Below are 25447 nucleotides of genomic sequence, written 5' to 3'. Positions count from 1 at the left end.
AGACAAATAAGGAAACAAAATGGCAGGTCATAGTAAGTGGGCTAACATTAAACACCGCAAAGCCGCACAAGATGCGCAACGTGGGAAAATTTTTACAAAATTAATTCGTGAATTGGTTACTGCGGCAAAATTAGGCGGCGGTGATGTGTCGGCAAACCCTCGTTTGCGTGCGGCGGTGGATAAAGCCTTATCCAGCAATATGACACGGGATACGATTAACCGTGCGATCGAGCGGGGTGTCGGCGGCGGCGATGACACCAATATGGAAACAAAAGTGTATGAAGGTTACGGGCCGGGTGGAACTGCGGTGATGGTTGAGTGTCTAAGCGATAACGCAAACCGTACTATCTCCCAAGTACGTCCAAGTTTTACCAAATGTGGTGGAAACTTAGGCACGGAAGGCTCGGTCGGTTATCTCTTTAGCAAAAAAGGGTTGATTTTAATTGGCTCGGCGGATGAGGACGCTTTAACGGAAGCGGCGATTGAAGCCGGTGCGGACGACATTCAACCACAAGAAGATGGCAGCTTTGAGATTTATACGGCTTGGGAAGAGTTAGGGACGGTGCGTGACGGTATTGAAGGGGCGGGCTTTAAAGTAGAGTCTGCCGAAGTAACAATGATCCCTTCAACAACGGTCAATTTAGACGCGGAAACCGCACCGAAATTATTAAAACTGATCGATATGCTTGAAGAGTGTGATGATGTACAGAACGTTTATCACAACGGCGAGATCAGCGATGAGGTTGCCGCACTACTTTAGTTTTTACTCAAAGGAGTTCGAATGAAATTGATGAAATTTACCCCGGCACTTGCAGCGGCACTCGTATTATCTGCCTGTTCAACCGCATCTGATGTGGTATCCAGTACCACTAATGCCGTCAGCAAAACGGCAGATGCGGTGAGCAGCGGGGTATCTCAAGCAGCCACAACGGTAAAAGACGGCGTATCCGATGCGGTGAAAACCGTTACCGATAAATTCGATACAACGACAAAATCGGTGGTTTATCATTGCCAAAATAATACGCTGGTTACAGCCACTTACGGCTTTGAAGGCGAGAAAGCGAAAAGAGTGAACCTCACGTTAGGCAAAAAAGTGATTAAAGGCTTAATGGTTGATGACAAAGCACCTAATCCGGTAACCTTTGAATCAAAAACACATCGCTGGAACACCGATGAAACTTTCTCACTGGCAACATTCGATAAATCTTCTTCGGTAATGCTCACCAAATTAGGTAAGCAAACGGATCAAATTTTAGCGAAAAACTGCCGTATTGATGAAGCGGCAACCGCTAAATTGAATAAGTAATCTTTTCACTGCGTTAAGGGACACCAAGTGTGTCCCTCTTTTTATTCTAGAGCGTAATAATGGCAATTATTTTGGGTATCGATCCGGGTTCAAGGGTTACGGGGTACGGAGTCATTCGGCAAACGGGGCGACAACTGGATTACCTTGGCAGCGGCGCAATTCGTACGGCGGTGGATGATCTCCCCAGTCGTTTAAAACGCATCTATGCCGGAGTGAGTGAAATTATTCAGCAATTTCAGCCGGATATGTTTGCGATTGAGCAAGTGTTTATGGCAAAAAATGCCGATTCTGCGCTGAAGTTAGGGCAAGCGAGAGGCACGGCGATTGTGGCGGCGGTAAACCACGATTTACCGGTGTTCGAGTATGCGGCAAGGTTAGTTAAGCAAACGGTGGTCGGAATCGGCTCGGCGGATAAGGTGCAAGTTCAAGAGATGGTTACCCGCATTTTGCATCTATCCGCTAAACCGCAAGCCGATGCCGCCGATGCGTTAGCGATTGCGATTACCCACGCCCATTCAATGCAACATTCGCTACGGGTTGCGGCACAAACCACGCAGTCGGTCAGCTCGAAAAAAGAGCAGATTTTAGCCCTGATGAAAACCCGTTATAGCCGGGGGCGTTTTCGCTTAAAAGGTTAGCCGACTGCGGCAGTAACGACAATCTCGACTTTCCAATTCGGATTAGCCAAGCGAGCTTCAACAGCGGCACGAGGCGGGCTGTTTTGTGTATCGACCCACTCGTCCCACGCCCGATTCATCTCGTCAAACTCCGCCATATTGGCAACAAAAACCTGCGCCGTCAAAATCCGGCTTTTATCTGTGCCGGCAACCTTTAACCATTTATCAATTTCGGCTAAAACCTGTTGGGTTTGACCGTACATATCCAGTTGATCATTTTCCGGCACTTGTCCGGCTAAATAAGCCACGCCGTTGTAAATCGCCAGTTCGGACAGGCGTTTACCGACTTGAAAACGTTGAATCATTGAGAAATCCCTTACTGTAAGCGGTCGGATAGCGGTCATTTTTTTGCAAATTTTGCCCGTAAACCGACCGCCTGTGAAATTATTCGACCTTGGTAATCCAGCCTGCCGGCGCTTCAATATCGCCGAACTGAATCCCGACTAATTCGTCGTAGAGGCGTTTTGTGATAGGGCCGACTTCCGTTTCGGAATGGAAAACGTGGAAGTGTTCGCCGTGTTGAATCCCGCCGATTGGCGTAATCACTGCTGCTGTGCCGCACGCCCCCGCTTCAGTAAATTGATCAAGTTTATCAATATAAACATCACCCTCAATCGTTTCCATTCCTAAGCGATGTTTTGCCAAATAGAGCAACGAGTATTTGGTAATACTCGGGAGAATGGAGTCGGAAATCGGCGTGATAAACTGATTGTTGGCGGTAATACCGAAAAAGTTTGCCGCCCCGACTTCCTCAATTTTCGTGTGGGTTTTCGGATCAAGATAAATCGCATCAGCAAATTTTCTCTCAACGGCAATTTGGTGAGGCAACAGGCTGGCCGCATAGTTACCGCCGACTTTCACACCGCCAGTGCCGTTCGGGGCAGCACGGTCGTAATCGGAGACGATAAAGTTTGCCGGCATTAGCCCGCCTTTGAAATAAGCCCCGACCGGGCAACAAAAGACGCTAAAAATATATTCGGGAGCAGGGCGAACGCCGATATTTTCGCCGACACCAATGACAAAGGGACGTAAATAGAGCGATGCACCGGTGCCGTACGGGGCGAGCCATTCGGCATTGGCTTTGACAACCTGTTTACAGGCTTCGACAAACAGTTCGGTCGGCACTTGCGGCATCAATAATTTGGCACAAGTCGTTTGCATTCGCTTGGCATTTTCATCCGGTCGGAAAAGGTTAATCGAACCGTCTTTGCAGCGATAAGCCTTTAAGCCTTCAAAGCATTGCTGCCCATAATGGAGAGCGGTTGAGCCTTCGTGAATGTGCAGGGTGTTGTCGGTGGTCAATTCACCTTTGCTCCATTGACCGTCTTTCCAATGGGCGATAAAACGGTAATCGGTTTTGATATAAGAAAAGCCTAAATTTTGCCAGTCGATATTTTTTGTCATTGTTGTGTCCTTCGTTGTTTTCGTGGAAAGTGTGAAGAATTTACACTATTTCCTTAAGAAAATGAAAGCCTTCGCACAAAAAATTAAAAATTTCGTTTAAAAGTTGGCTTTTGGTGGTGATATTCGCAAATTCTGCTAAAATGGAGAGGATTTTAGAACGAAAAAAACCGCCCAAATGGGCGGTATTAAACCAAATGGTTCAAAATATACAGGAAGTGAAACGAGTAACTTTCGTTACTCCAGTCTAGTTGCCTAGACCAATATGCAAACACAACATCATACTTAAAATTCAAAATAGCTGAAACAGCTATCACTATCCATCTAAGTACGGGCAAAATTTTAGAGATGTTTAAATCATTAAGCAAACTAAATTTTTTAATTTTATTTATCAAAAAAAATAATGTAATAGGTTAGCCCTATTCTCAATTCGTTGTTAGTTATGAATAATAAAAAACTCCCGCCGCTCAATGCGCTGAAAGCCTTTGAATCTGCGGCTCGTCATCTAAACTTCACCAAAGCGGCGGAGGAACTGTTCGTTACGCAGGCGGCAGTCAGCCACCAGATTAAACTGCTGGAGGATTTTCTGAGCATTCAGCTTTTCCACCGCCGTAATCGTGTGTTGGAACTCACGGAGCTGGGTTTGCAATATTTTGACGAGATCCGACCGCTTTTGGAACAAATCGCTAAAGCAACCGATAAAATTCGGGCGAAAAACAGCCGCCAGATCTTAACGATCAGCGTGCCGCAAACCTTTGGTATGCACTGGCTTGTGCCACGGTTGAACGATTTTCACCAAAAGTACCCTGAAATTGAAGTTAGAATTAAAGGGGTCGATCAAGACGAGGGCTTGCTCGGCAAAGAAATTGACGTGGCGATCTACTACGGTTCGGGTAAATGGGAGAATGTTGAATCTATCCGATTATCCGAAGCGCCGTTGGTGATTTTAGCTTCACCGAAATTTTTACAGGAAAATCCCCTCAACCGCCCGCAAGATTTGGTGGGTAAAACGCTTTTGCACGTTTTTAGTCGTAATAAATGGAAACGCACGATCGAGCATTTTGGCTTGAGCGGCGAGATTGATGTGGAAGAAAGCGGCTCGATGTTCAGCCACACCTTTATGGCATTGCAGGCGGCGATGCATCAACAGGGGATTGCGATTGCCAATAAAACGCTGGCACAGCACGAACTTGAACAGGGGCATTTGATCGAACCGTTTCCGACCGGTTTAAATGATGAAAAAGGCTTTTATGTCGTCTTCCCGCCACAAATGATGGAAGTGAGCAAAGTGAAACAATTTGTAGAATGGATTTTGCAGGAAATACGCACTTAAATCGGGTAAAATATAAAAAAGTGTAACAAGCGGTTAACTTTTGGCATTTTTTTGCAAAAGCTAGCCGTTTCCTTTAGGGAAAACGATGAAATATCAATGGATATTATTTGATGCGGACGAAACCCTGTATTCCTTTAATTCTTATTTTGGATTAAAAGCGGTGCTGGCACAGTACGGGCTGGCGTTTACGGAAGCGGATTACACCGAGTTTCAAGCGGTGAATAAACCCTTGTGGGTCGATTATCAAAATAAAAAAATTACGGCGGAACAACTGCGTACGATCCGCTTTGCCAAATTATCCGCATTGACGGGGCAGAGTGCCGAGCAACTTAATCTTGCTTTGATGGCAGAAATGGCATTAGTCAGTCGCCCGTTGGTGGATGTGCCGACAATGCTGACAGCCTTGCATGGCAAGGTCAAAATGGGCATTATCACCAACGGTTTTGATGCTTTGCAACAAAAACGTTTACACAACACGCAAACACACCATTTTTTCGAATGGGTGATAACTTCCGAAGCCGTGGGGGTTGCCAAGCCTGATCCGAAAATTTTCCACGCCGCTTTTGAGCAAATGGGAGCATTCGATAAATCAAAAGTCTTAATGGTGGGCGATACGCTGGCTTCGGATATTTTAGGGGCAAACCAAGCAGGTATTGCGAGTTGTTGGTTTAATCCGGAACAAAAACAAAATGATACAGATATTAAACCGACCTATGAAATTCAAACGATTTTAGATTTAATCCGCATTGCAAGCGGTTAGATTATATTACTTTTGTGCTTATTTTTCTTACCTAAGGCTAACATTATGAAATTACAACAACTACGTTACATCGTCGAAATCGTTAATCAAAACCTCAATATCACCGAAGCGGCGGAGGTGCTTTACACCTCTCAACCCGGTATCAGTAAACAAGTGAAATTGTTGGAAACCGAGTTAGGTGTGAATATTTTTGAGCGAAACGGCAAACATATTAAGGGGCTAACGCCGAGCGGCGAAAAAATCGTTGCCATTGCCCGTGAATTGTTGGTGAAAGCTCAAAGCATTAAATCGGTGGCAGAGGAAGAAACATGCCCGGATAAAGGCGTGTTACGCATTGCAACCACCAACACCCAAGCCCGCTATACACTGCCGAATGTGATTAAAACGTTCAAAGAAAAGTACCCCGAAGTCAGTTTTCACCTGCATCAAGGATCGCCGAGTCAAATTTATGATGCGTTAATGGCAGGCGAAGTGGATCTCGCCATCACCACCGAAGCACAATATCTGTTTGAAAATGTGGTACTGCTACCCTGCTATTTGTGGAATCGCTCGGTGGTAGTGAAAGCCGATCATCCGTTAGTGGCGTTCGTGAAACAAAATCAGAAATTGACGGTCGAAGAACTCGGAAAATATGACTTGATCACTTATACCTTCGGGTTTACTGGTCAGTCCGATTTAGACAGGGCTTTCAATAAAGAAGGTATTTTGCCGAATATCGTGTTTACCGCCACCGATGCCGATGTGATTAAAACCTATGTTCGACTCGGTTTGGGGGTAGGAATTATGGCGTCAATGGCATATACCGAAGACGATAGCGATTTAGTTGCAATTGATGCAAGTCATTTATTCCAATCCAGTATGACACAAATTGCGTTTAGACGAGGAACATTCTTACGCAATTATATGTATGATTTTATTCACTATTTTTCACCTCATTTAACCAAAATGCAGGTGGAAAAAGCAGAGCAGTTGCGTGATAACAACGCAATTTTGCTGATGTTTGAGAATATGCAATTAGAGGAAAAATGATGACAGCTTTACAGAAAATCATCTTATGGGTGGGCGCTTGTACCGCTTTAGTGGCAAATGTGGCAGCGGAACAATTTCATATTAAATACAGCTCAAACTATTTAATGCCGGCGTATGTACAGTTTAAAAATGACGGTAAAAGTTACGGCATTACCGCCAAAATTAACGTGCCGCTTTACAATATCGTGTTTAGTGCGAAAGGACGAGAAGAGAACGGGCAATTCCAACTGTTGAGCTATCGGGATAGCCGTAACGGCAAAAACTATGCGGTTGCCGAGTTGGATTCTAATACAATTCAATACGGCAAAACCAAAGAACCGCTCAAAAAAGAGGCACTAAAATTGCCGACCTTTGACCTGTTCAGCCTCGCTTTTCAGCTTAGTTACTATGACAGATTGCCTATCAGCTTCCAAACGACAAACGGCAAAAAACTCTACCCGACTGAAAATGTAGTTTTGAATAAAAGCCAGAAAAACGTGAAAATGAACGGGCAGGATTTCCAAGAGATCACCTATAAATTCAAAACGGGCGATAAATTTATTACCGTGAAAAAATTTGCCGGCGAGAAATTCCCACGTTATATCGCTTATAACCGTGATGGCGATAACTACGAGCTGAAGTTTGATAGCTTTGTGAAATAACGTAAGGCAAGCGGTTGGATTTGCAACGTATTTTGCAAAAAAGTGAATTATTTGAGTATAGAAAGACGCTCCACAGCGTCTTTCTTTCATTTCAGTTCAAAATGGGATATCGCAAAAAATTGCTCTGATTCACCCGCTTGACAATTAAATCCGACTACGGTGTTCGACACGAATGTGGCTGCCGTGGCTGGATTGGTCTTCATAATCATATTTAAATCCCCGTAGGGTAACTTGAATATCGTTTTCTTGTGCATACACATTGGTAAAGTCTTCTAGCAGCTCTAATACATCACTGGCAATGTAGAGGCTGCGTTCGGCATTAATCGTAATTTTTGAGTTTGGTTGCACGTTTTTTAGGGTTTTCTTTATCGCTGCTTTATTGAGGAATGACACTTCTTCCCCCAGTTCCAATACGATTTCATCGGCGGCGGCTAATTCTTCTCGGCTTAAATAGTAAGAGCGTTTCATACTGCCGTGTAAAATGAACAGAATGCTGATGAGCAAACCGATACCGACCCCTTTCAATAAATCTAAATAGACCACCGCTGCCATTGTGGCGATAAAAGGCACAAATTGGTAAATGCCTTTTTGCCAAAATTGCTTATACACTTTCGGGTGAGTGAGTTTAAACCCGACTAAAATAAGCACGACCGCAAGGGTTGCAAGGGGAATTTTGTTCAGCAATATCGGCATTGCTAAGACGCAGACCAACAGTAACAGACCGTGAATAATCGTTGAAAGTTTATGGGTCGCACCGGCATTGGCATTCGCAGAAGAACGCACGATTACCGATGTCATCGGCAAGCCGCCGATCAACGATGTGCAAAGGTTGCCCACGCCTTGTACCCGTAATTCGTGGTTGGTGTCGGTAATGCGGCGATGTTTGTCTAGCCGATCGGCCGCCTCAATGGAGAGTAATGTTTCAATGGAGGCGACAATCGCAATCGTAATGCCGATTAGCCATACACGGCTATCCATTAGCCCTTCAAAGTGCGGAAAACGGAGAAAATGTTCGACGTGCGCGGTATCTTGCAGTACAGGCAGTTGGACGAGTTGGTGATCGGTGATGGCTAAACGGCTGTTTAAGGCGATAAACAGTTGATTAAGCAGAATACCGGCAACGACGGAGACTAACGCAGACGGTAATAATTTATAGTGTTTGAAACGTGGGTGGCGTTCCCAAATCAGCATAATCACGAGGGAGACGATTGCCACGAGTAGCGAACCGAAATGGATATCAAGGTCTGTTAGTGTCAGTAATCTATCTTGGTTTGTGCCGAGTGCGTAGGGGATTTGTTTGAGGATAATCAGTACACCGATACCGGCTAACATTCCTTCAATGACCGAGAGGGGAATGTAGTTGGTGAGGCTGCCGGCTCGTATAAAACCGAAAATAAGTTGAATAACGCCGGCAATTAAACCGGCGCACAGAAAAAGCTCGAACGACCCAAGCTCTGCAATGGCAGTGAGGACAATGGCTGCCAACCCTGCCGCCGGGCCGGAGACACTAATGGGCGAGGTACTGAGCGAACCGATGACAATACCGCCGACAATGCCGGAAATCACGCCAGCAAGGGGCGGTGCGCCGGAGGCTAAGGCAATACCTAAACAGAGCGGCAGTGCGACTAAAAACACCACCAGCCCCGATGAGAAATTTTGTTTAAGTAATGACCCGACACGTTGTTTTTCGCCTATCATCTGACTTCCTTATTTGTCTTAAGCGTATGATAGTCGCTATTCTACGCTGTTTTGCTCGGAAAAAATTTGGTCTATATCACACTTCTGAAATTTGTTGTTCAAAAAGTTGCAGCAGTTGGGCATTTAAACCGCTTTGGCGTTGAATATCCGCTTGTACGGCTTTTTTCCAAATCATTTCTTCGCTGAACAGGGTAAAGCGGCGTTTCGCACGGGTAACTGCCGTGTAAAGTAATTCCTTCGTTAATACCGGCGAAAAGGTCAGTGGCATAATGAGCAGGGTATGTTCAAATTCCGAGCCTTGCGATTTATGCACCGTCATCACATAGGCAGGCTCATAACTCGGCACACGGCTAGGGGAAATGCTGAGCGGTTTACCGTCTATATTCGTTTCAAAATAGATGCGGGGTTTGCCCTGTTCGTCCGGCAGAATAATCCCCACATCACCGCTGAAAATCTGTTGCTGCGGGGCATTTTCGGTGATTAAAATCGGCTTGCCGAGATAGCTTTCCCGACTCTGTTTAAACTGCACCAAACGGGCGGTTTGCAAGGCTTCGGCAATGATTTGATTAAGCCGTTCCACCCCTAATTCACCCACCCGCAGAGCCGATAAAAAACGCACTTTTTGGAATGCCTGAAAAATATCTGCCACTGAAACCTGTGTAGGTGATGTGAGCCTTTGCTTGACCAGTGCTAAATAATCCCGATAGTAATACACCGCCTGTTCTACCACCAGATTGACGCAGGCTTGCTGCCATTGGCGTTTATCCGAAAATTGCGTTACCGCAGGGTAGGGCTGTAAGTTGAGATCAGCATAGTCCCGATTTGCTAAAATCCGCCAAGATCCGACCGCTTGTTTAGCATTGATGTGTGCTGCTAGTTGCCCAATCCCCGATTTTTCATCAAAGCGGTAACTGTGGCGAAGGTGGCAAAGGGCATCGCAGATCGGCGGCACTCGCTGATTTTGCGAGAAAATCGGGTAGCCGGTTGCCTTGGTTAAATATTGGCTGTGCGTTTGGCTGTAACCGAGCGTGGTGAGCTCACCCAATTCCCCCATTGCGTTGCCGGCTTCGACTGAGGCAAGTTGATCCTTATCGCCCAGCATAATTAAACGGGTCTGCGGCTTGAGTGCGTTGAGCAATTTTTCCATTACAAACAGGTCGATCATTGAGGCTTCATCAACTACCACCAGATCAAGATGTAACGGATTTTTAGAGTGGTGGCGGGGCGTATCGCGGTCGGGACGAATTCCGATTAAACTGTGAATGGTCGAGGCTTGTTGCGGTACGCTCTCTTTCAAACTTTGCGGAATATCAAGCTGCGCCATATTTGCCGTAATCGACTCTTTCAGCCGTGCCGCCGCTTTGCCCGTTGGGGCAACTAACGCCATTTTGAGCAGCGGTTGGCTTAGTGTTAATTGTTTAAGTTGTAACGCCGCCAGTAAGATTGCAACAGTGCGGGTTTTGCCTGTGCCCGGTCCGCCGGAAATCAGGCAAAACGGCTTAACAAGGGCGGTTGCCACCGCAATTTGCTGCCAGTCGATCTGCGTTTGTGGGGTAAAAAAGAGAGCAAGGATAGCGGAGTGTTGATCATCATTTGCAAACTCGTCCGCCGAATTGACCGCTTGTTGAAAATAACGGGCGATGCGATGTTCCGCTTGCCAATAGCGATAAAAGTAGAGCCGTTCGTGTTGGAATAGGAGCGGCGCAATATGATCGGGGCGACTGCTAAAGGCGATATGATCTGCTAAGACCGATTGCCATTCAAGCGGTGAGATATGCTCAATTTTTTGCAAAATCAAAAGCGTATAATCTTGGGCGAGCGTTTTGCCTTTCAGCCCGAACGGGTTGAGTGCCAACGCGGAGTTCAACCGTATGCAACTATGACCTTGCATTACATTAAACGACACTAAGGCACTAAGCAGCACCGCCAAATTCTGCTGTAAGGGTGAGTAGGCGTAGGCTTGCTGCTTACGGTCGATGAGCTTGGCAAATTGGTAATTGAGTTCGGAAATCAGGTTCTCGGATTTTAAGTGCGAAAGCAGAGTGAGCATAGCAGTTTGTCGTTAATAAAAAATCCACGCCAAGCGTGGATTTTGACTGAAATGAAAAGATTATTCAACTCGTAAGATACGGCAAGTGTTAGTACCGCCTTCTCTTAGTTCATCACCGTGGGTGAGAAGTACTAAATCACCGCTGACTAAGTAACCTTGCTCTTTTAAGAGGGCGATCGCGGTTTTTGCACCTTCAATAGTACGGCTGTCTTTGTCATAGAATACCGGCGTTACACCACGGTACAACGCACAACGGTTTAACGCTTTTTCGTTGCGGGACATCGCATAAATCGGCAAGCCGGAGCTGATACGGCTCATCAATTTTGCCGTTTCGCCGGAGTGGGTCAATGCGACAATCGCACTCACGCCTTCAAGGTGGTTAGCGGTGTACATTGCCGACATTGCGGTGGCTTCTTCAATAGTGGTGAACGAATCTTCCATACGATGACGGGAAACGTTAATGCTCGGCATTGTTTCTGCTCCTAAACACACTTCTGCCATTGATTTAACCGTTTCAACAGGATAATCGCCGTTCGCTGTTTCACCGGAGAGCATCACCGCATCTGTGCCGTCTAACACCGCATTTGCCACGTCCATTACTTCCGCACGGGTTGGCATCGGTTTTTTGATCATTGACTCCATCATTTGCGTTGCGGTGATCACCACACGGTTTAATTTACGCGAGCGGCGGATCAATTTTTTCTGCACGCCGACTAATGCCGCATCGCCGATTTCCACCCCTAAATCACCACGGGCAACCATAATTACGTCCGCCCCTAAAATAATATCGTTCATTGCTTCTTCGGTGGCAACGGTTTCGGCACGTTCCACTTTCGCCACAATTTTGGTTTCTAAACCGGCTTCTAAGGCTAATTGACGGGCGTAGTGTAAGTCAGCACTGGATTGCGGGAAAGAGACCGCTAAGAAATCCACGCCGATTTTAGCCGCTAATTTAATATCTTCTTTGTCTTTATCGGTTAATGCCGGTGCGGATAAACCGCCGCCTAATTTGTTGATCCCTTTATTGTTGGATAACGGGCCGCCGACAATCACTTCGGTTAGAACTTTAACGCCTTGAATTTCAAGCACTTTTAATTGTACATTACCGTCATCTAACAACAGAATATCGCCCGGCACAACATCATTCGGCAGGTTTTTATAGTCTAAACCAACGGCTTCTTGGTGTCCTTCACCACGAGGCAGATCCGCATCTAAGGTAAATTTATCGCCGATATTGAGGAAAATTTTACCGTCTTTAAAGGTAGAAACACGGATTTTCGGGCCTTGTAAATCGCCGAGAATCGCCACGTGTTTACCTAAACGTTTGGCGATTTCACGCACTTTATTCGCACGTTCAATGTGATCTTCCGGCACACCGTGAGAAAAGTTCATACGAACCATATTTGCACCCGCCGCAATGATTTTCTCTAAGGTATTGCCACGGTCTGTCGCCGGCCCCATTGTACAAACGATTTTGGTTCTTCTGAGTTTACGAGACATTATTGAGTTACTCCATAAGTAAAAATGATAAAAATCTTTTCATTGCGGCTTGCCACCGCTCAAAACGCCGTGCATTATACGCCCAAATTGGTTCAGTTTAAACAACCGAAGGGGGAACAAAATGAAGATTTGGGTAATGCGGCACGGTGAAGCAGGCTTTAATGCGGCGACAGACAGTGCAAGAACACTGACGGAAAAAGGTCAGATAATGGCGTTCAAACAAGGACAATGGCTATCAAAACGATTGGAAAATCAAAACGTTAGCTTAGATAAAGTGATTGTCAGCCCCTATGTGCGAACGCAACAAACGGCGGATTTTGTGCAACAGGGAATGCAAGCGGTCGGTTCTGTGCAAAGTTTTGCAAATATTCGTGAAAGTTGGACGGGCATTACGCCGGACGGTGAACCGGATAATGTGTTGAATTACCTTGATTTTTTAGCACAGAACGGCGTGGAAAATGTGTTGTTGGTTTCTCATCTGCCCTTGGTATTCGATCTGGTGCAACGGCTGACACAACACCAACAGAGCGTGCATTTTTACCCTGCGGTGATCGCCGAAGTCGAGTGGCAAAATGGCGTCGGCAATGTGGTGATGAGTGAATTTCCCGCATAACAAACGCCACGGTTAGCGTATGATAGAGCGTGCAGCAGCACAAATTTGATTTTCTGATAATACAGAGGGCGAGCCTGTTGTTGCATAATGCGGTATTATGTAGCAAATGCACAAAAATAGACATTTTAACAGAATGTAGGGACACACTGCGTGTGTCCTTTATAAAAATCAAATTATTTCAATAGGTTAAAATCCGGATACACGCAGTGTGTCCCTTGTATATCTAAATTAAGTTATACTCAGCAACATAACCCGTTATCGGCATCTCGTTGTGTCCCTCGAAAGCACTTCGTCTTGTAGCTTAGAGAGCCGATAACGTTCATCACAAAAACCCTACAATTGCACGCATAGCACCCGAATACAAGGCAGGTTACGATGAACGAACAAATTTACTGTGGTATGTTGCCAAACGCCATTTTGTTGTGGGATTAAGCGGTCGCAAGCAGACCAAAACCTTTACTCACCATCCCAAAGGGATTCAACAGGCGGTCGAATACCTGCAAAAATCCGCAAATGTGGACTTAATCGTCCTTGAAAGCACAGGCGGGCTGGAAATCCCGCTTGCCAAAGCACTTTATCGTGCGGACTTTCCCGTGGTGATTGCCAATCCTCACCAAACGCATCTGTTTTCCCTCTCTAAATCCTTGGCGAAAACCGATGCCAAAGACGCCAAAATGCTGGCATCATACGCTCAAATGTTGGTCTTGTATGGCGAGGTTGACACACGGCTTTATACGCCTCCAACACCTGAGCAAGCGCAGTTAGAAGCTCTTGTGCTACGCCGTACGCAGCTTGTGGCAATGCGCGTGGCGGAGAAAAACCGCTTGGCGATTATCCACGCCAGTCAAAAGGCGAGTGTCGAACAGCTGATTGCCCATTTTGACCGTCTCATTGCCGAGCTGGAAAACGCCATTGCACAAGCCACCTTAGCCTTTGACGACAAGGCAAAAAAGTTTAAAGACATCAAAGGCATCGGACCGATAACCACGGCGACTTTGGTGTCAATGTTACCCGAACTGGGGCAGCTTAAGTACAAGCAAATCGCTTCGCTGGTGGGGGTCGCGCCGCACCCGAAAGAGAGTGGCAACACCAAGTGGAAAAGCCGTTGCTCAGGCGGTCGCAAAGCGGTTCGCAACGTGTTATATCAAGCAGCCAATGTCGCCCGACAACACGAACCCAAGTTCAACGCATTTTATGAACACCTACGGGCAAAAGGCAAGCCCTTTAAAGTGGCACTTAATGCCTGTATGCGTAAACTTTTGACCGTGATTAACGCCATCATCCGTGACGGCTCACAGTGGCAGCCTCCGGCTGTTTAATTAACGAATATGTCTCTTTCCAAGATTTGGGGGATACAGTTGCTACAAATGAATAAAAAACAACTTTGTGCAACTGCTACATAATATTGGCATAATGTAAAAAAGCGGTCGTAACCGACCGCTTGTCTCACGCTATTTGATGGCTCTCGCCCCTTGATTATCGACCTGACAAATGTGGATAAAACCTTCATTGTTTTGCAGATAATGGGTTTCCAAGTAGGTAACGAGTTTTTGGGCGTGTTCCAAATCCGGTGCAATCGCATACATTGTCGGGCCGGAGCCGGAAATCCCCACCGCTAATGCCCCCAAATCTTTACAGCCTTGACGCACTTCGGGGAAGTTCGGCAACAATGCTTCACGGTACGGCTCGGCAACCAAATCTTTCATCATCAATGCAGCCAGTTGTGCCTGCTGAGAATGGCAAGCGTGAACGAAGCTGCCGAGGTAGCGGGCTTGGGCGATCACCTCTTGGCGAGTATAGCTTTTCGGCAAAATTGCTCGCGCTTCGGCGGTGGAAACTTCAATGCCCGGATAAGCTAATACCCAGTACCATTCATCAAAAAACGGTAACGGTTGGCAGATATTGCCCAAAGATTGCACCATCAGTTGCACGCCGCCCAAATAGCACGGCGCAACGTTATCGTAGTGAATTGAGCCGGAAATTCTGCCTTCCAATTCGCCCATCATTTCCAACAATTCCGTTTTTGAAAACGGCGTGTCGTGGAATTGGTTTAATGCGACTAAGGCTGCCACAATTGAACAGGCACTTGAGCCAAGCCCCGAACCGATCGGCATATTTTTTTCAAGGGTGAGGCGGAGATGTTTAACCTGCCCGCCCCGCAATTTTAAGCGTTCGTTAAACAGAACATAGGCTTGATAAACAATGTTTTTTTGCGGTTCTTTCGGCAGTTTACGCACGAAATAACCGGCGGTATCAAGCTGAAACGGCGTATCGCTCTCTTCAATTTGAACCACATCGCCGAGCAATGAGCCGTCAATCGGCGAAATGGCTGCCCCAAGTGAGTCGAACCCGACACTTAAATTGGCACTGGAGGCGGGAGCGTAAATGCGTAAGGTTGCCATTAGTTTGCCCCTCCGTGCAAGGTGCGTAAAATATCGGCAAAAATACCGGCTGCGGTAACATCATTACCTGCGCCGTAACCCCGTAATAAGAGCGGAATCGGGCTGTAATAGCGGGTGTAGAACGCGAGGGCGTTTTCGCCGTTTTTCACTTTGAAAAGCGGATCATCACTGCCGACGGCTTGGATTGCGACACGGCATTTGCCGTTTTCGATCACGCCGACATAGCGTAATGTGTTGCCGCAAGCGGTGGCTTGTGCCACTTTTTCTGCAAACTCGACGTCCAATTCCGGTAGCATTGCTAAAAATTCATCAGTGGTTTTGCCCTCAGAGAAGCCTTTTGGCAAGACGCCTTCGACCTCAATATCTGCCAATTCTAAGGCTAAACCGCATTCACGGGCGAGGATCAGCAACTTGCGGGCAACGTCTTGACCGGATAAATCATCACGGGGATCAGGCTCGGTAAAGCCTTTTTCTTTGGCAAGTTTGGTGGCTTCCGATAAGCTCAATCCTTCTTCGAGTTTGCCGAAAATGTAGGAAAGCGAGCCAGATAAAATTCCCTCAAACTTTTCGACCTCATCACCGGCGGCTAACAGGTTTTGTAGATTTTCGATCACCGGTAAGCCTGCGCCGACATTGGTTTCGTACAGGAATTTATGCTGACTTTGGCGGGCATTTTCCCGCATTAGTTGGTAGTACGCATAGCTGGAAGTGTTTGCTTTTTTGTTCGGGGTAACAACGTGGAAGCCCTCTTTTAACGCCCGTGCGTAAAGATTTGCCACAGATTGAGCGGTTGTGCAATCCACAAACACCGGATTGACAACGTGGTGCAGTTTGATGAATGACAATAGCACATCAAAATCGGACGGCTGGGTGGCATTCTCTAAATCGCTTTTCCAATTATCCAAATTTAAACCGTTAGCGTTGAGCAACATTTTGTTGGAATTGGCTAAGGCGCAAACACGAATTTCAATGTCCTTTTGGGCGAGGTAGTCCTTTTGTTGTTTGATTTGCTCGATCAACTCGCCCCCAACACCGCCTACGCCTACGAGAAAAATATCGACCACCTTTTTGTTATTAAAGAGTGTTTGGTGGGTCGCTTTCACTGCTTCGATCGCTTTATTTAACGGCACAACCGCCGAAATTGAGCGCTCGGACGAGCCTTGTGCAATCGCTACAATGCTGATATTAGCTTGTGCCAATGCGGAGAAGAACTGGGCGGCAATGCCTTTGGCGGTACGCATACCGTCTCCCACCACCGACACAATCGAGAGATCTTTCATTACCTCGATCGGATCGAGCAAGTTATCCTGTAATTCTTGGGCAAATTCAGCATTTAATGCGGCAAGGGCTTTGTCCGCCGATTTCACCGGTACGCAGAAACTGATGCTGTACTCGGACGAAGATTGAGTAATCAAAATCACCGAAATGCCCGCTTTTGACATTGTGGAGAACACACGAGCCGCCATTCCGACCATACCCTGCATACCTGAGCCGGACACATTAAACATCGCCACATTATCAAGGTTGGTAATGCCTTTCACTTTGAGATCATCACTGGCAACATTGCCGTCAATGATCGTGCCTTTGCCGTCCGGATTGCCGGTATTTTTGATTAAGCACGGAATATTGAGCGGCACGAGCGGGCCGATAGTGCGAGGGTGAATTACTTTTGCCCCGAAGAACGACAGTTCCATCGCTTCTTGGTAGCTCATTGATTCTAAGCAGATGGCGTCAGGCACAAGACGGGGATCGCAGGTATAAACGCCGTCCACGTCCGTCCAAATTTCACAACAATCCGCTTTTAAACAGGCGGCAAGACAAGCGGCGGAATAATCCGAGCCGTTACGCCCTAATAGCACCAATTCGCCCTGTTCGTTACCGGCGGTAAAGCCCGCCATTAGCACCACATTTTGTTTTGGAATAGCCGGTGCGTCCACTCGTTTGGTTGATTCGGCAATGTCCACGGACGATTCGAGATAACTGCCCTGTGCGAGTAATTTTTCCACCGGATTGATGCGGGTTACCGCATAGCCTTTTGCTTCAAACCACGCCTGCATCATCGCAATTGAGAGCTTTTCCCCACGGCTATGCACGGTGGCACTGATATTATCCGGACAAAATTGATTTTTCGCTGCGTCCGCTGCAATCGCACAAATGTCATCGAGTTCGGTTTGAATAAAAGCGGCTAATCCCTCACGATCAAATTTCGGGTTTGCTTGATGTAATCCGTTGATAATATCGTTGAAAATGTCATTGGCTTCGCTAAGGTGGGTGTCAAAGGGTTCGCCCGCTTGGGCTTTATCGACAATGGCGACAAGGTGGTTGGTAATTTTGGCGGGAGCGGAAAGCACGCCGGCGGCTTGGTCGCTCAAATGGGCTTTCTCGATAATCTCCGCTGCCTGCATAAAGCGTTCTGCATTGGCGAGAGAGGTGCCTCCAAATTTTAAAACTCGCATAGGTTCTCCTAAATATCAGTTAATGTTTGCAAAAAAAGCGATAAAAAAACCCGCTTGTTGAGCGGGTTTTGTGTGTCGGTGCTGATTTTTAGCCACGAACGCCCGCATTATGCTTGCCGATAATGGTCATAATCGTGGTCGTAATGGTAAAAATCATCATATTAAATTCGCTTGCAATGTCGCATAAAAAACGAGTGAGAGAATGGGTGAAAACGATTGCTTTGTCAAGGGGATTTTTTATCATTCTCCAGCTCTAATTCAATCCGCTCAATTTCTTGGATTAGTTGCTGTTTGGTTTCGGCAAAATAGTCGTCCCAATCGGCAATGTTATCAATGGTTTGATATTCTTCGCTCTCTTTAATCGCAAAGATTTCCGCTTCCAGTTGGCTGATTTTGACCGGAAAGGGCGGGGAGTGCGCGGTTTTCTGTCATTGTTGTTATCTTTTTAGAGTGAATACAAGCGGGCGGATTATAGCAAAAATTTGCAAAGAGACTGCAGGGAAAATGCGCTTTTTAACCGGGCGTTGCGTTCCTATCTTTCACAACCGCAAGGATAGATGATGTTTTCTTGTTTTAGATCAAAAAATCATATCGCCACTGACTATTTTTTGCTAAAATAGCCTTGAGTTTTCACTCAACATTTTTTAAATATCACTGTAATTACCTATCATTTTGAGGATTTAAAAATGGCATACACACTCCCTGAATTAGGCTACGCCTATGATGCGTTAGAACCGCACTTTGATGCGAAAACAATGGAAATCCACCATTCTAAACATCATCAAGCCTATATTAACAATGCCAATGCGGCGTTAGAAGCGCATCCGGAATTACTTGAGCAATGCCCGGGTAAATTGATTTCAAACTTAGCGCAAGTGCCGGAAGAAAAGCGTATGGCAGTGCGTAACAATGTGGGCGGGCACGTTAATCACACATTATTCTGGAAAGGCTTAAAAACCGGCACAACCTTAGGCGGTGCGTTAAAAGAGGCTATTGAGCGTGATTTCGGTTCTGTGGAAGCGTTCCAAGCGGAATTTGAAAAAGCGGCAACTACTCGTTTTGGTTCGGGCTGGGCGTGGCTAGTAGCAAATGAAGGCAAATTAGCGGTGGTTTCAACCGCAAATCAAGATTCGCCGTTAATGGGCAAAGCGATTGCCGGTGTGGAAGGCTACCCGATTTTAGGCTTAGACGTGTGGGAACACGCTTACTACTTAAACTACCAAAACCGCCGCCCGGACTACATTAAATCATTCTGGAACGTGGTGAACTGGGACGAAGCAAGCCGCCGTTTTGAAGAAAAAGTGGCAACCTGCGGCTGTGCGAAGTAATCGTTGGTTCGGTAAGATATGGAGAAAATGGCACGTTTGGCGTGCCATTTTTGTTTAGTCTAGCTCGGCGGACATTACGTCATTTTCACTTTCACTGCCGGCAATGCGGTTTTTCTCTGCTGCCCAGTCGCCTAAATCAATGATTTGACAACGTTTGCTGCAAAACGGGCGAAACTCGCTTTCCGGCGACCAAATTACCTCTTTTTCACAGGTCGGGCAATTTACTATCGTCATTTTAATGTTCCTTTTGTTGCGCTAACTGTTGATAGCGTTGATGAAGTTGTTGCACTTGTCGGCGAAGATGCTCACTATTTTGTGTGAGCGGGAGATTATTCTCAATCACATCATCAGCATAGGCAAGGCGTGTGGGGCGATCCACCTGCGAGGCGATAATGTTTTTAATGGTGTCAGCGTTGCTTTGATCCCGTTGAACCGCCCGTTCAATCTGGATTTCAGGCAAGACATCAATGACTAATACCCGATCACAAAAATCCGTGAGCCGATTTTCAATCAATAGCGGGACTACCCACAAAACATAGGGGGCTTGGATTTGTTCAAGCTGTGCCAACATTGCTTGGCGGATCGCCGGGTGGAGCAAATTATTCAGACACTGTTTGTCCTGATCGGAATGGAAAATACGTTGGCGAAGGGCGGCACGATTGAGTTCGCCCTGCTCGGTTAAAATAGTTTTGCCGAATTTCGCCGCAATTTTATCCAATAATGGTGAACCTTTTTCAACCACTTGGCGAGCGACAATATCAGCATCAATCAGAGGCACGCCCAGTTGCTGAAACATTTCGGCAATGGTGCTTTTTCCGCTGCCGATCCCGCCGGTTAAGCCGATAATATAGGGCATAATGATCCTCAATATCAGAATTTAGGGTGGAATTTTATCAATAAAGAGTAAAAAAGTCGAAGCACTAATAAAGGGGATAAAAGGTAAGCGTACGATTTTTTGTTTTTTTATCAACCAATATAAGCCGGAAAAGAATAGGCCTAATAATGAAGCATATAAAATCAGCCGTAGCATTTGATCTAATTCAAACAGCGGAGATAAGGCGATAAAAAGTAAAATATCGCCCAAGCCTAAACCGGATTTTTTTAAAATTAAATTCACAAGCGGTATGATAACGGCAAAAAATAGCGAAATAATAAAAAAGCTGAAAAGATGAGGATATATATCTTCACTTGTTTTAAATAATAAATGGTAAATTACAAGTAGAAAAATAATAGCAATATATTTAATGTCGGTAAGATAATAATAGTAATCTAATTGCGCAAGATAAATGAGGATAAATAAAATAAAGAGTAAAGGATTAGATAGTGAGTAAAAAATAAAGAGAGTGATTGGAAGTGTGAGAAAAAAGAGATTATTTAGAGATGAATGTTTGGGCTGTAAATTAGATTGCTTAATAAATGCGTTAATATCGAGATTAAGCGGATAGAGCATTTTAATATCATTGTAACTCTGTTGATTGGTTTTAACGGGAAATGCGGTAATTTCATATTTAAACCAATAAGCAAGCAGTAACGAAAGGAATAAAAGGATCATTCAATCATTGCTCCCATATCAAAAATCGGTAAATAAAGCCCGATAATAATTGTACCGACAATGATGCCCATTATAATCATTAGAATCGGTTCTAGTAATTGAGAGAGAATATCAATTTGATAATCTAATTTTTGTTGATAATTCTCGCTAATATGAGCCAGCATTTGACTTAAATGACCGCTTTTTTCGCCGATAGCAATCATCTGTATCACTTCATTATTGAACATAGCCGGATTTAAACTTTCAGCTAGGCGATAACCTTGTTTGAGTTGTAGCAGGCAATATGCTAAGTTTTGCTGTAAAATCGGATCGCTGTGTTTATCTGCGATAAAGGAATGAATAATAGTATCTAATCGGATAGATGAATTTAACATTAAAGCACTATTTTGACAGAAAAAGATAATGCGGGAATAGGTTATAATGTGGTTAAAAATAGGTAAATGAGATAATAGCTTAAATTTTAATGAGCGAATAATAGTGGTTTTCTTTGCAAGCAAATAAAATATGCATAAAAGAATGCCGATAATAATTAAAAGGGTTAAGAATTGTATTTGTAAAATTTGTGATAAATTAAAGAGAAACTCAGTAATCAGCGGCAGTGAGCGATTTTTCTCGCCGTAAAGTTCGGCAAATTGTGGAACAATAAAGAGAAGTAATAAAATCGATAATATAAGTGAAATCGCTAAAATAAAAGCAGGATAAAATAAAATCTTTTTAACTTTTTGCGCTAATTTATCCGATTTGGCACGGGAGTGGGCTAGATTTGTGAGAATGGTGGTTAGTTTTCCGCTTTGTTCGCCTATTTTTATAAGCTGAATTTCTTGTGGTGAGAGGTATAGCGCTTGTTTTTCAAGAGCCGCAGAAAATGAAAAGCCGCTTTCAATCGTAGTAATCAGCTGTGTTAGCCATTGGTGGATTTTTATGTTTAGGCTATTCTCTAACAAAATATTCAGGCTTTGCTTTAGAGGCACGGCAGCATTGAGTAGTAACGCCAATTGCTGCGCAGTCTGGGTGATCTCCGCAGCCTTTGGTGTATGGGCAAAAACAAAATTACGGCTAATACGAACCCGTTGAAATCCTTGACTGAGTAGGCGTTTTTCAAGCATTTCTCGGCTTTCGGCTAAGGTTTTTCCCGTTTGTTTTTGTTGAAAGCGATTGACTGCTCGCCAATGGAATTGATAGATCTTAGGCATAACCAAGTACCCGCTCTATTTCTTTTCTATCCGTCAGTTTTTGTTCAACCTTTTGGTTGGCGCTTTCCAGTAAGGTTGGGTAATCTAAGCAAGCGGTCTGTTTTTCAAAAGTATTTGCAATACGGCTTAGGCATTGATAAATCCCGATCCGACCTTTATAGCCTTGATAGCATTCTTCACAGCCTTGCCCGGCACATTTGGGACAATGCTTTCTAACCAACCTTTGTGCAATGACTAGCAATAGGGCATTGCGGATTTCGTACTCTTTTATTCCCAGTTGGTAGAGACGTTCAATCGCTGACGGCGCATCGTTAGTGTGCAGGGTGGATAGCACCAAATGCCCCGTTTGTGCGGCTCGCAGAGCGATTTGTGCACTGTCTTCATCTCGGATTTCGCCGAGCATAATGACATCGGGATCTTGTCGTAAGAAAGTGCGTAGCAGTTGGCTGAAATCCAGTTGAATAGCCCGATTAACTTGGGTTTGAATCAGCCCGTCTATTTCCATTTCTATCGGATCTTCCGCAGTTAGAATATGCTTGTTCGTTTGGTTGAGATAATTGAGAGCCGTGTACAACGTAATGCTTTTGCCGCTGCCTGTTGGGCCAGTAACCAGGATAAGCCCTTGCGGCTGGTATAAGTTTTTGATTAACACGTCTTTTTGGGTAAGGGTAAAGCCGAGATCAAGAAAATCAAATTGTGCCGGTTTATTTTTCTGCAAGCGTAAAACCACCTTTTCACCATAGTTAATCGGCAAGGTGGATAGGCGAAAATCAAGGGTTTCGGCAAGTGCGGTGGTAAAACTGAATTGCCCGTCTTGGGGTAAGCGGGATTCACTGATATCTAATTTGGCAAGCAATTTAAGCCGTGAAATAATCCGAGGCGCAAGGTGTGATGGCAATGTTTTATAAATATGCAGTACGCCGTCAATACGCAGCCGGATAATTAGCTTGGTTTTATGGGGTTCGATGTGAATATCGGAGGCATTCTGACTTAAACAAAACTTGAACAAATTATCCAGTAATTGAATAATCGGATCGCTTAAATTTAAGGCTGAATCTTGCGGTTGCTGCTCAGTGTAACAAATATCTGTGGCGTTTGCCTGTAGGCCTGGCTCGGGAGAAAGGGCATTGAGCAAGTATTTCAATTCATCGGACGCCACAAGAATCGGTTCGATCTGCTTATGGGTCATAAAGGCGAAAATCTCGCAAGCATTCAAATTATTTTCATCATCAATGGCTAACCAAATTTTGTCTGCCGTTTCCTGCACGGGAATTGCAAGATAACGCAGCAGCAGATGCTTCTCATCACAATTTTTTTGCCATAAGGCTTCCGAAATCTCGAATACCCGCTGCGTATTCAGCTCACAAAGTGAATAGTTAGCCATAATGTGTCCTATTAGTGAGCGCTTATTGGCAGAAATTGCTTGGGTAGAGGGAGGTATCCTCGCCACGACAACTGGTTGTCCAACTGATGTTATTGTTGGCAAAGCGAGGCGTCATTGTATAGCCGTAGCCCTCAATATTGCCTTTTCCTTCAACCGTGATGACACCGGCGGAAACCGCAACGGATTTCAGATATTTTGTATCGTCATTGGCAGTTTTTGCTGCTTGAATACCATTGCTGCCGGACGAACAATCGGCAACAGCCCCTTTGTTATAGATACAAATTTCCACATCGGATTTATAAGGCGAAGAAGCCCGTAATATTTCCGTTAATGCGGCTTTTTGGGTGTAGCTATTGTAAGAGGGGATCGCAATCGTTGCGAGAATAGCGATGATCGCAATGACGATCATCAATTCAATCAAGGTAAAGGCGGGGGTTAATGGCTTGTATCTCATTTTTATGTTCTCCTTTTTGGGTTGGCATTAAAACAATATAACGGCATATCAGTGTGGCGATTTATTCGGAAAAAGCGATAGCCAAACTGAAATTTTACGATCGCTGTCGTAAAAATAAGATTTTTACCTGTTCAAATAGACAGTGTTTTGTTAAGATATGGCGATTTTTATGTGAGTGAGGTGAAAATGGCGAAAGCACCTAAAACTGCTTATGTGTGTAGCGATTGTGGCGCAGAATATGCGAAATGGCAGGGGCAGTGCCGAGCCTGTCTGGCGTGGAATACCATTAGCGAAGTGCGATTGATTTCGGCTAAAGAGAGTAAAGGCGATCGTTTTAGCGGCTATGCGGGGGAGACAAGCGGTAAGATCCAGAAACTTTCTGACATTGATCTGCAGGAAGTGCCGCGTTTTTCGAGCGGTTTTAATGAATTGGATCGGGTGCTGGGCGGCGGCGTTGTACCGGGGAGTGCGATTTTAATCGGCGGACACCCCGGCGCAGGCAAGAGTACCTTATTGTTACAGGTAATGTGCGGTTTAGCCGAGCATTTACCCACCCTCTATGTTACGGGAGAAGAATCGTTACAGCAGGTCGCAATGCGGGCGAACCGTTTAGGTTTACCCACAGATAATCTTAAGATGTTATCGGAAACCTCCGTTGAGCATATCTGTAATCTGGCGGATCAGGAAAAGCCGAAGTTGATTGTGATTGACTCCATTCAGGTGATGCACTTATCGGATATTCAATCCTCACCGGGCAGTGTTGCACAGGTGCGTGAATGTGCCTCGTTTCTGACTCGCTATGCGAAAACCCGCCAAGTAGCCATTATTATGGTAGGGCACGTTACCAAAGACGGTACTTTGGCAGGGCCTAAAGTATTGGAACATGCCATTGATGCTTCATTGTTACTTGAAGGTGAAGCGGATTCCCGTTACCGCACGTTGCGTAGTCAGAAAAATCGATTCGGTGCGGTAAATGAACTGGGGGTATTTGCAATGACAGAGCAAGGATTAAGGGAAGTGAAAAACCCGTCCGCTATTTTTTTGAGCCGTAGCGAAGAACAAACTTCCGGCAGCTCGGTGATGGTTATTTGGGAAGGGACGCGTCCGTTATTGGTGGAAATTCAAGCCTTGGTGGATCACTCAATGTTAGCGAATCCACGCCGCGTTGCGGTGGGGTTAGAGCAAAACCGATTATCGCTGCTGTTAGCGGTGTTGCACCGCCACGGTGGTTTACAGATGTCCGACCAAGATGTGTTTGTCAATGTGGTCGGCGGGGTAAAAGTAACCGAAACCAGTGCCGATTTGGCATTACTGCTTGCGTTGATTTCCAGCTTCCGCAATCGTCCGCTGCCGCAGGATTTAGTCGTATTTGGAGAGGTCGGATTAGCGGGAGAAATTCGTCCCGTACCCAGCGGGCAAGAACGGATCAGCGAGGCAGCAAAACACGGTTTCAAGCGAGCGATTGTACCGCACGGTAATATGCCGAAAAAAGCGATTAAAGGAATGTCAGTCTTTACCGTGAAAAAGCTCAGTGATGCGTTAGAGATTATTAGCGATTTTTAAGATTGTAAAATTGTGGGGCTGTCGTAAACGTAAAAGGCAACGATGTTGATGCAAGTGCAGGGAAATTATCCGGCTTCCGTTTAATTCTTCTTGAAGTCATTTAATGT

Annotated in this window: 25 protein-coding genes and 1 pseudogene; 12 read left to right on the top strand and 14 right to left on the bottom strand. The window is 45.4% G+C overall.

Annotation, left to right across the window (positions count from 1 at the left end; translation table 11 throughout):
• The first annotated feature begins 19 nt into the window (after positions 1-19).
• Genes E4T80_RS00405 through ruvC form a run of 3 tightly spaced genes read left to right on the top strand, consistent with a single transcriptional unit; the run spans position 20 to position 1944 of the window.
• Entirely contained in the window at positions 20-760 is a 741-nt protein-coding gene (locus E4T80_RS00405; RefSeq protein WP_047976377.1) for a YebC/PmpR family DNA-binding transcriptional regulator, read from the top strand.
• A gap of 21 nt (positions 761-781) precedes the next feature.
• Complete coding sequence (locus E4T80_RS00400; protein ID WP_135053942.1) at positions 782-1306, top strand: hypothetical protein; 525 nt, start codon at positions 782-784, stop codon at positions 1304-1306.
• 59 nt (positions 1307-1365) lie between these two features.
• Positions 1366-1944, top strand: coding sequence for a crossover junction endodeoxyribonuclease RuvC (ruvC, locus tag E4T80_RS00395; protein WP_135053940.1), 579 nt, complete (start codon positions 1366-1368; stop codon positions 1942-1944).
• Here the strand turns inward: ruvC and E4T80_RS00390 are convergent.
• A complete protein-coding gene (locus tag E4T80_RS00390; protein WP_135053938.1) occupies positions 1941-2288 on the bottom strand; it encodes a RidA family protein in 348 nt (115 codons plus the stop codon). The genes ruvC and E4T80_RS00390 overlap by 4 nt on opposite strands.
• 79 nt (positions 2289-2367) lie before the next feature.
• Positions 2368-3405, bottom strand: a pseudogene (locus E4T80_RS00385) (branched-chain amino acid aminotransferase); the annotation flags it as partial.
• Positions 3406-3826: 421 nt separating this feature from the next.
• On the opposite strand from E4T80_RS00385, the gene E4T80_RS00380 reads away from it, so the two are divergent.
• The 4 genes from E4T80_RS00380 to E4T80_RS00365 all read left to right on the top strand — a co-directional run bounded on the left by E4T80_RS00380 (position 3827) and on the right by E4T80_RS00365 (position 7147).
• Positions 3827-4717, top strand: a complete 891-nt coding sequence (locus E4T80_RS00380) for a transcriptional regulator GcvA (RefSeq protein ID WP_135053934.1) — start codon at positions 3827-3829, stop codon at positions 4715-4717.
• An 85-nt stretch (positions 4718-4802) separates the two neighbouring features.
• Positions 4803-5477: a pyrimidine 5'-nucleotidase gene (gene yjjG, locus E4T80_RS00375; protein ID WP_135053932.1), complete on the top strand. Its 675-nt coding sequence runs from the start codon at positions 4803-4805 to the stop codon at positions 5475-5477.
• Positions 5478-5522: 45 nt separating this feature from the next.
• Positions 5523-6506: an HTH-type transcriptional regulator CysB gene (cysB, locus tag E4T80_RS00370; protein WP_135053930.1), complete on the top strand. Its 984-nt coding sequence runs from the start codon at positions 5523-5525 to the stop codon at positions 6504-6506.
• Positions 6506-7147, top strand: a complete 642-nt coding sequence (locus E4T80_RS00365) for a hypothetical protein (RefSeq protein WP_135053928.1) — start codon at positions 6506-6508, stop codon at positions 7145-7147. Before cysB ends, E4T80_RS00365 begins: the two co-directional genes overlap by 1 nt.
• A gap of 144 nt (positions 7148-7291) precedes the next feature.
• On the opposite strand, the gene E4T80_RS00360 is transcribed toward E4T80_RS00365, so the two are convergent.
• The 3 genes from E4T80_RS00360 to pyk all read right to left on the bottom strand — a co-directional run bounded on the left by E4T80_RS00360 (position 7292) and on the right by pyk (position 12395).
• Positions 7292-8845, bottom strand: coding sequence for a SulP family inorganic anion transporter (locus tag E4T80_RS00360; protein WP_135053926.1), 1554 nt, complete (start codon positions 8843-8845; stop codon positions 7292-7294).
• 76 nt (positions 8846-8921) lie between these two features.
• Complete coding sequence (gene recD / locus E4T80_RS00355) at positions 8922-10895, bottom strand: exodeoxyribonuclease V subunit alpha (RefSeq protein ID WP_135053924.1); 1974 nt, start codon at positions 10893-10895, stop codon at positions 8922-8924.
• Positions 10896-10955: 60 nt separating this feature from the next.
• Entirely contained in the window at positions 10956-12395 is a 1440-nt protein-coding gene (gene pyk / locus E4T80_RS00350) for a pyruvate kinase (protein ID WP_047976163.1), read from the bottom strand.
• A 24-nt stretch (positions 12396-12419) separates the two neighbouring features.
• Between pyk and E4T80_RS13230 the strand changes: the two genes are divergently transcribed.
• The 3 genes from E4T80_RS13230 to E4T80_RS00340 all read left to right on the top strand — a co-directional run bounded on the left by E4T80_RS13230 (position 12420) and on the right by E4T80_RS00340 (position 14327).
• A complete protein-coding gene (locus E4T80_RS13230; RefSeq protein WP_265588425.1) occupies positions 12420-12545 on the top strand; it encodes a hypothetical protein in 126 nt (41 codons plus the stop codon).
• A complete protein-coding gene (gene sixA, locus E4T80_RS00345) occupies positions 12517-13008 on the top strand; it encodes a phosphohistidine phosphatase SixA (RefSeq protein ID WP_135053922.1) in 492 nt (163 codons plus the stop codon). The genes E4T80_RS13230 and sixA overlap by 29 nt, the downstream gene beginning before the upstream one ends.
• Positions 13009-13400: 392 nt before the next feature.
• Positions 13401-14327 (top strand): IS110 family RNA-guided transposase, encoded by a 927-nt coding sequence (locus E4T80_RS00340; protein WP_228074247.1) that lies wholly within the window; start codon positions 13401-13403, stop codon positions 14325-14327.
• Between the two features lie 132 nt (positions 14328-14459).
• On the opposite strand, the gene thrB is transcribed toward E4T80_RS00340, so the two are convergent.
• From thrB to E4T80_RS12745, 3 genes are all read right to left on the bottom strand, one after another.
• Complete coding sequence (thrB, locus tag E4T80_RS00335) at positions 14460-15410, bottom strand: homoserine kinase (protein ID WP_135053918.1); 951 nt, start codon at positions 15408-15410, stop codon at positions 14460-14462.
• A complete protein-coding gene (thrA, locus tag E4T80_RS00330; RefSeq protein WP_135053916.1) occupies positions 15410-17866 on the bottom strand; it encodes a bifunctional aspartate kinase/homoserine dehydrogenase I in 2457 nt (818 codons plus the stop codon). Before thrA ends, thrB begins: the two co-directional genes overlap by 1 nt.
• An 88-nt stretch (positions 17867-17954) precedes the next feature.
• Positions 17955-18110: a hypothetical protein gene (locus tag E4T80_RS12745; RefSeq protein ID WP_167740675.1), complete on the bottom strand. Its 156-nt coding sequence runs from the start codon at positions 18108-18110 to the stop codon at positions 17955-17957.
• A gap of 442 nt (positions 18111-18552) precedes the next feature.
• On the opposite strand from E4T80_RS12745, the gene sodA reads away from it, so the two are divergent.
• The gene (gene sodA / locus E4T80_RS00325; RefSeq protein ID WP_047977390.1) at positions 18553-19194 is read left to right on the top strand and encodes a superoxide dismutase [Mn]; all 642 of its coding nucleotides are present in this window, start codon (positions 18553-18555) and stop codon (positions 19192-19194) included.
• Between the two features lie 54 nt (positions 19195-19248).
• Here the strand turns inward: sodA and yacG are convergent, their stop codons facing one another.
• From yacG to E4T80_RS00295, 6 genes are read right to left on the bottom strand one after another with little or no spacing between them, the layout of a single operon-like run.
• Positions 19249-19428: a DNA gyrase inhibitor YacG gene (gene yacG / locus E4T80_RS00320; RefSeq protein ID WP_228064771.1), complete on the bottom strand. Its 180-nt coding sequence runs from the start codon at positions 19426-19428 to the stop codon at positions 19249-19251.
• Position 19429: 1 nt separating this feature from the next.
• Complete coding sequence (coaE, locus tag E4T80_RS00315; protein ID WP_135053912.1) at positions 19430-20050, bottom strand: dephospho-CoA kinase; 621 nt, start codon at positions 20048-20050, stop codon at positions 19430-19432.
• Positions 20051-20071: 21 nt separating this feature from the next.
• On the bottom strand, positions 20072-20746 hold the full coding sequence (locus E4T80_RS00310; protein WP_135053910.1) for a prepilin peptidase: 675 nt from the start codon (positions 20744-20746) through the stop codon (positions 20072-20074).
• Positions 20743-21939 carry a type II secretion system F family protein gene (locus E4T80_RS00305; RefSeq protein WP_135053908.1) on the bottom strand — a complete coding sequence of 399 codons (1197 nt, stop codon included), beginning with the start codon at positions 21937-21939 and terminating at the stop codon, positions 20743-20745. The genes E4T80_RS00310 and E4T80_RS00305 overlap by 4 nt, the downstream gene beginning before the upstream one ends.
• Positions 21932-23323, bottom strand: a complete 1392-nt coding sequence (locus tag E4T80_RS00300) for a GspE/PulE family protein (RefSeq protein WP_135053906.1) — start codon at positions 23321-23323, stop codon at positions 21932-21934. The genes E4T80_RS00305 and E4T80_RS00300 overlap by 8 nt, the downstream gene beginning before the upstream one ends.
• A gap of 22 nt (positions 23324-23345) precedes the next feature.
• On the bottom strand, positions 23346-23777 hold the full coding sequence (locus tag E4T80_RS00295; RefSeq protein WP_135053904.1) for a prepilin-type N-terminal cleavage/methylation domain-containing protein: 432 nt from the start codon (positions 23775-23777) through the stop codon (positions 23346-23348).
• 186 nt (positions 23778-23963) lie between these two features.
• Between E4T80_RS00295 and radA the strand changes: the two genes are divergently transcribed.
• Complete coding sequence (gene radA, locus E4T80_RS00290) at positions 23964-25340, top strand: DNA repair protein RadA (RefSeq protein ID WP_047977397.1); 1377 nt, start codon at positions 23964-23966, stop codon at positions 25338-25340.
• The last annotated feature ends 107 nt before the right edge of the window (positions 25341-25447 follow it).

The sequence above is a fragment of the Muribacter muris genome (assembly GCF_004569585.1).
GTDB classification, from domain to species: Bacteria; Pseudomonadota; Gammaproteobacteria; order Enterobacterales; family Pasteurellaceae; genus Muribacter; species Muribacter muris.
Note: the sequence above shows the minus strand (reverse complement) of the source record. Positions and strands in the feature narration are given on the sequence as shown.

Coding starts and splice junctions, on each gene's coding strand:
- sixA (WP_135053922.1), top strand. CDS start 12,517: ATGAAGATTTGGGTAATGCGGCACGGTGAAGCAGGCTTTAATGCGGCG.
- E4T80_RS00360 (WP_135053926.1), bottom strand. CDS start 8,845: ATGATAGGCGAAAAACAACGTGTCGGGTCATTACTTAAACAAAATTTC.
- pyk (WP_047976163.1), bottom strand. CDS start 12,395: ATGTCTCGTAAACTCAGAAGAACCAAAATCGTTTGTACAATGGGGCCG.
- recD (WP_135053924.1), bottom strand. CDS start 10,895: ATGCTCACTCTGCTTTCGCACTTAAAATCCGAGAACCTGATTTCCGAA.
- yacG (WP_228064771.1), bottom strand. CDS start 19,428: ATGACGATAGTAAATTGCCCGACCTGTGAAAAAGAGGTAATTTGGTCG.
- yjjG (WP_135053932.1), top strand. CDS start 4,803: ATGAAATATCAATGGATATTATTTGATGCGGACGAAACCCTGTATTCC.
- ruvC (WP_135053940.1), top strand. CDS start 1,366: ATGGCAATTATTTTGGGTATCGATCCGGGTTCAAGGGTTACGGGGTAC.
- cysB (WP_135053930.1), top strand. CDS start 5,523: ATGAAATTACAACAACTACGTTACATCGTCGAAATCGTTAATCAAAAC.
- E4T80_RS00400 (WP_135053942.1), top strand. CDS start 782: ATGAAATTGATGAAATTTACCCCGGCACTTGCAGCGGCACTCGTATTA.
- thrB (WP_135053918.1), bottom strand. CDS start 15,410: ATGGCAACCTTACGCATTTACGCTCCCGCCTCCAGTGCCAATTTAAGT.
- E4T80_RS00295 (WP_135053904.1), bottom strand. CDS start 23,777: ATGAGATACAAGCCATTAACCCCCGCCTTTACCTTGATTGAATTGATG.
- E4T80_RS00380 (WP_135053934.1), top strand. CDS start 3,827: ATGAATAATAAAAAACTCCCGCCGCTCAATGCGCTGAAAGCCTTTGAA.
- thrA (WP_135053916.1), bottom strand. CDS start 17,866: ATGCGAGTTTTAAAATTTGGAGGCACCTCTCTCGCCAATGCAGAACGC.
- E4T80_RS00365 (WP_135053928.1), top strand. CDS start 6,506: ATGACAGCTTTACAGAAAATCATCTTATGGGTGGGCGCTTGTACCGCT.
- E4T80_RS13230 (WP_265588425.1), top strand. CDS start 12,420: ATGATAAAAATCTTTTCATTGCGGCTTGCCACCGCTCAAAACGCCGTG.
- E4T80_RS12745 (WP_167740675.1), bottom strand. CDS start 18,110: ATGATAAAAAATCCCCTTGACAAAGCAATCGTTTTCACCCATTCTCTC.
- E4T80_RS00405 (WP_047976377.1), top strand. CDS start 20: ATGGCAGGTCATAGTAAGTGGGCTAACATTAAACACCGCAAAGCCGCA.
- radA (WP_047977397.1), top strand. CDS start 23,964: ATGGCGAAAGCACCTAAAACTGCTTATGTGTGTAGCGATTGTGGCGCA.
- sodA (WP_047977390.1), top strand. CDS start 18,553: ATGGCATACACACTCCCTGAATTAGGCTACGCCTATGATGCGTTAGAA.
- E4T80_RS00300 (WP_135053906.1), bottom strand. CDS start 23,323: ATGGCTAACTATTCACTTTGTGAGCTGAATACGCAGCGGGTATTCGAG.
- E4T80_RS00390 (WP_135053938.1), bottom strand. CDS start 2,288: ATGATTCAACGTTTTCAAGTCGGTAAACGCCTGTCCGAACTGGCGATT.
- E4T80_RS00305 (WP_135053908.1), bottom strand. CDS start 21,939: ATGCCTAAGATCTATCAATTCCATTGGCGAGCAGTCAATCGCTTTCAA.
- coaE (WP_135053912.1), bottom strand. CDS start 20,050: ATGCCCTATATTATCGGCTTAACCGGCGGGATCGGCAGCGGAAAAAGC.
- E4T80_RS00310 (WP_135053910.1), bottom strand. CDS start 20,746: ATGATCCTTTTATTCCTTTCGTTACTGCTTGCTTATTGGTTTAAATAT.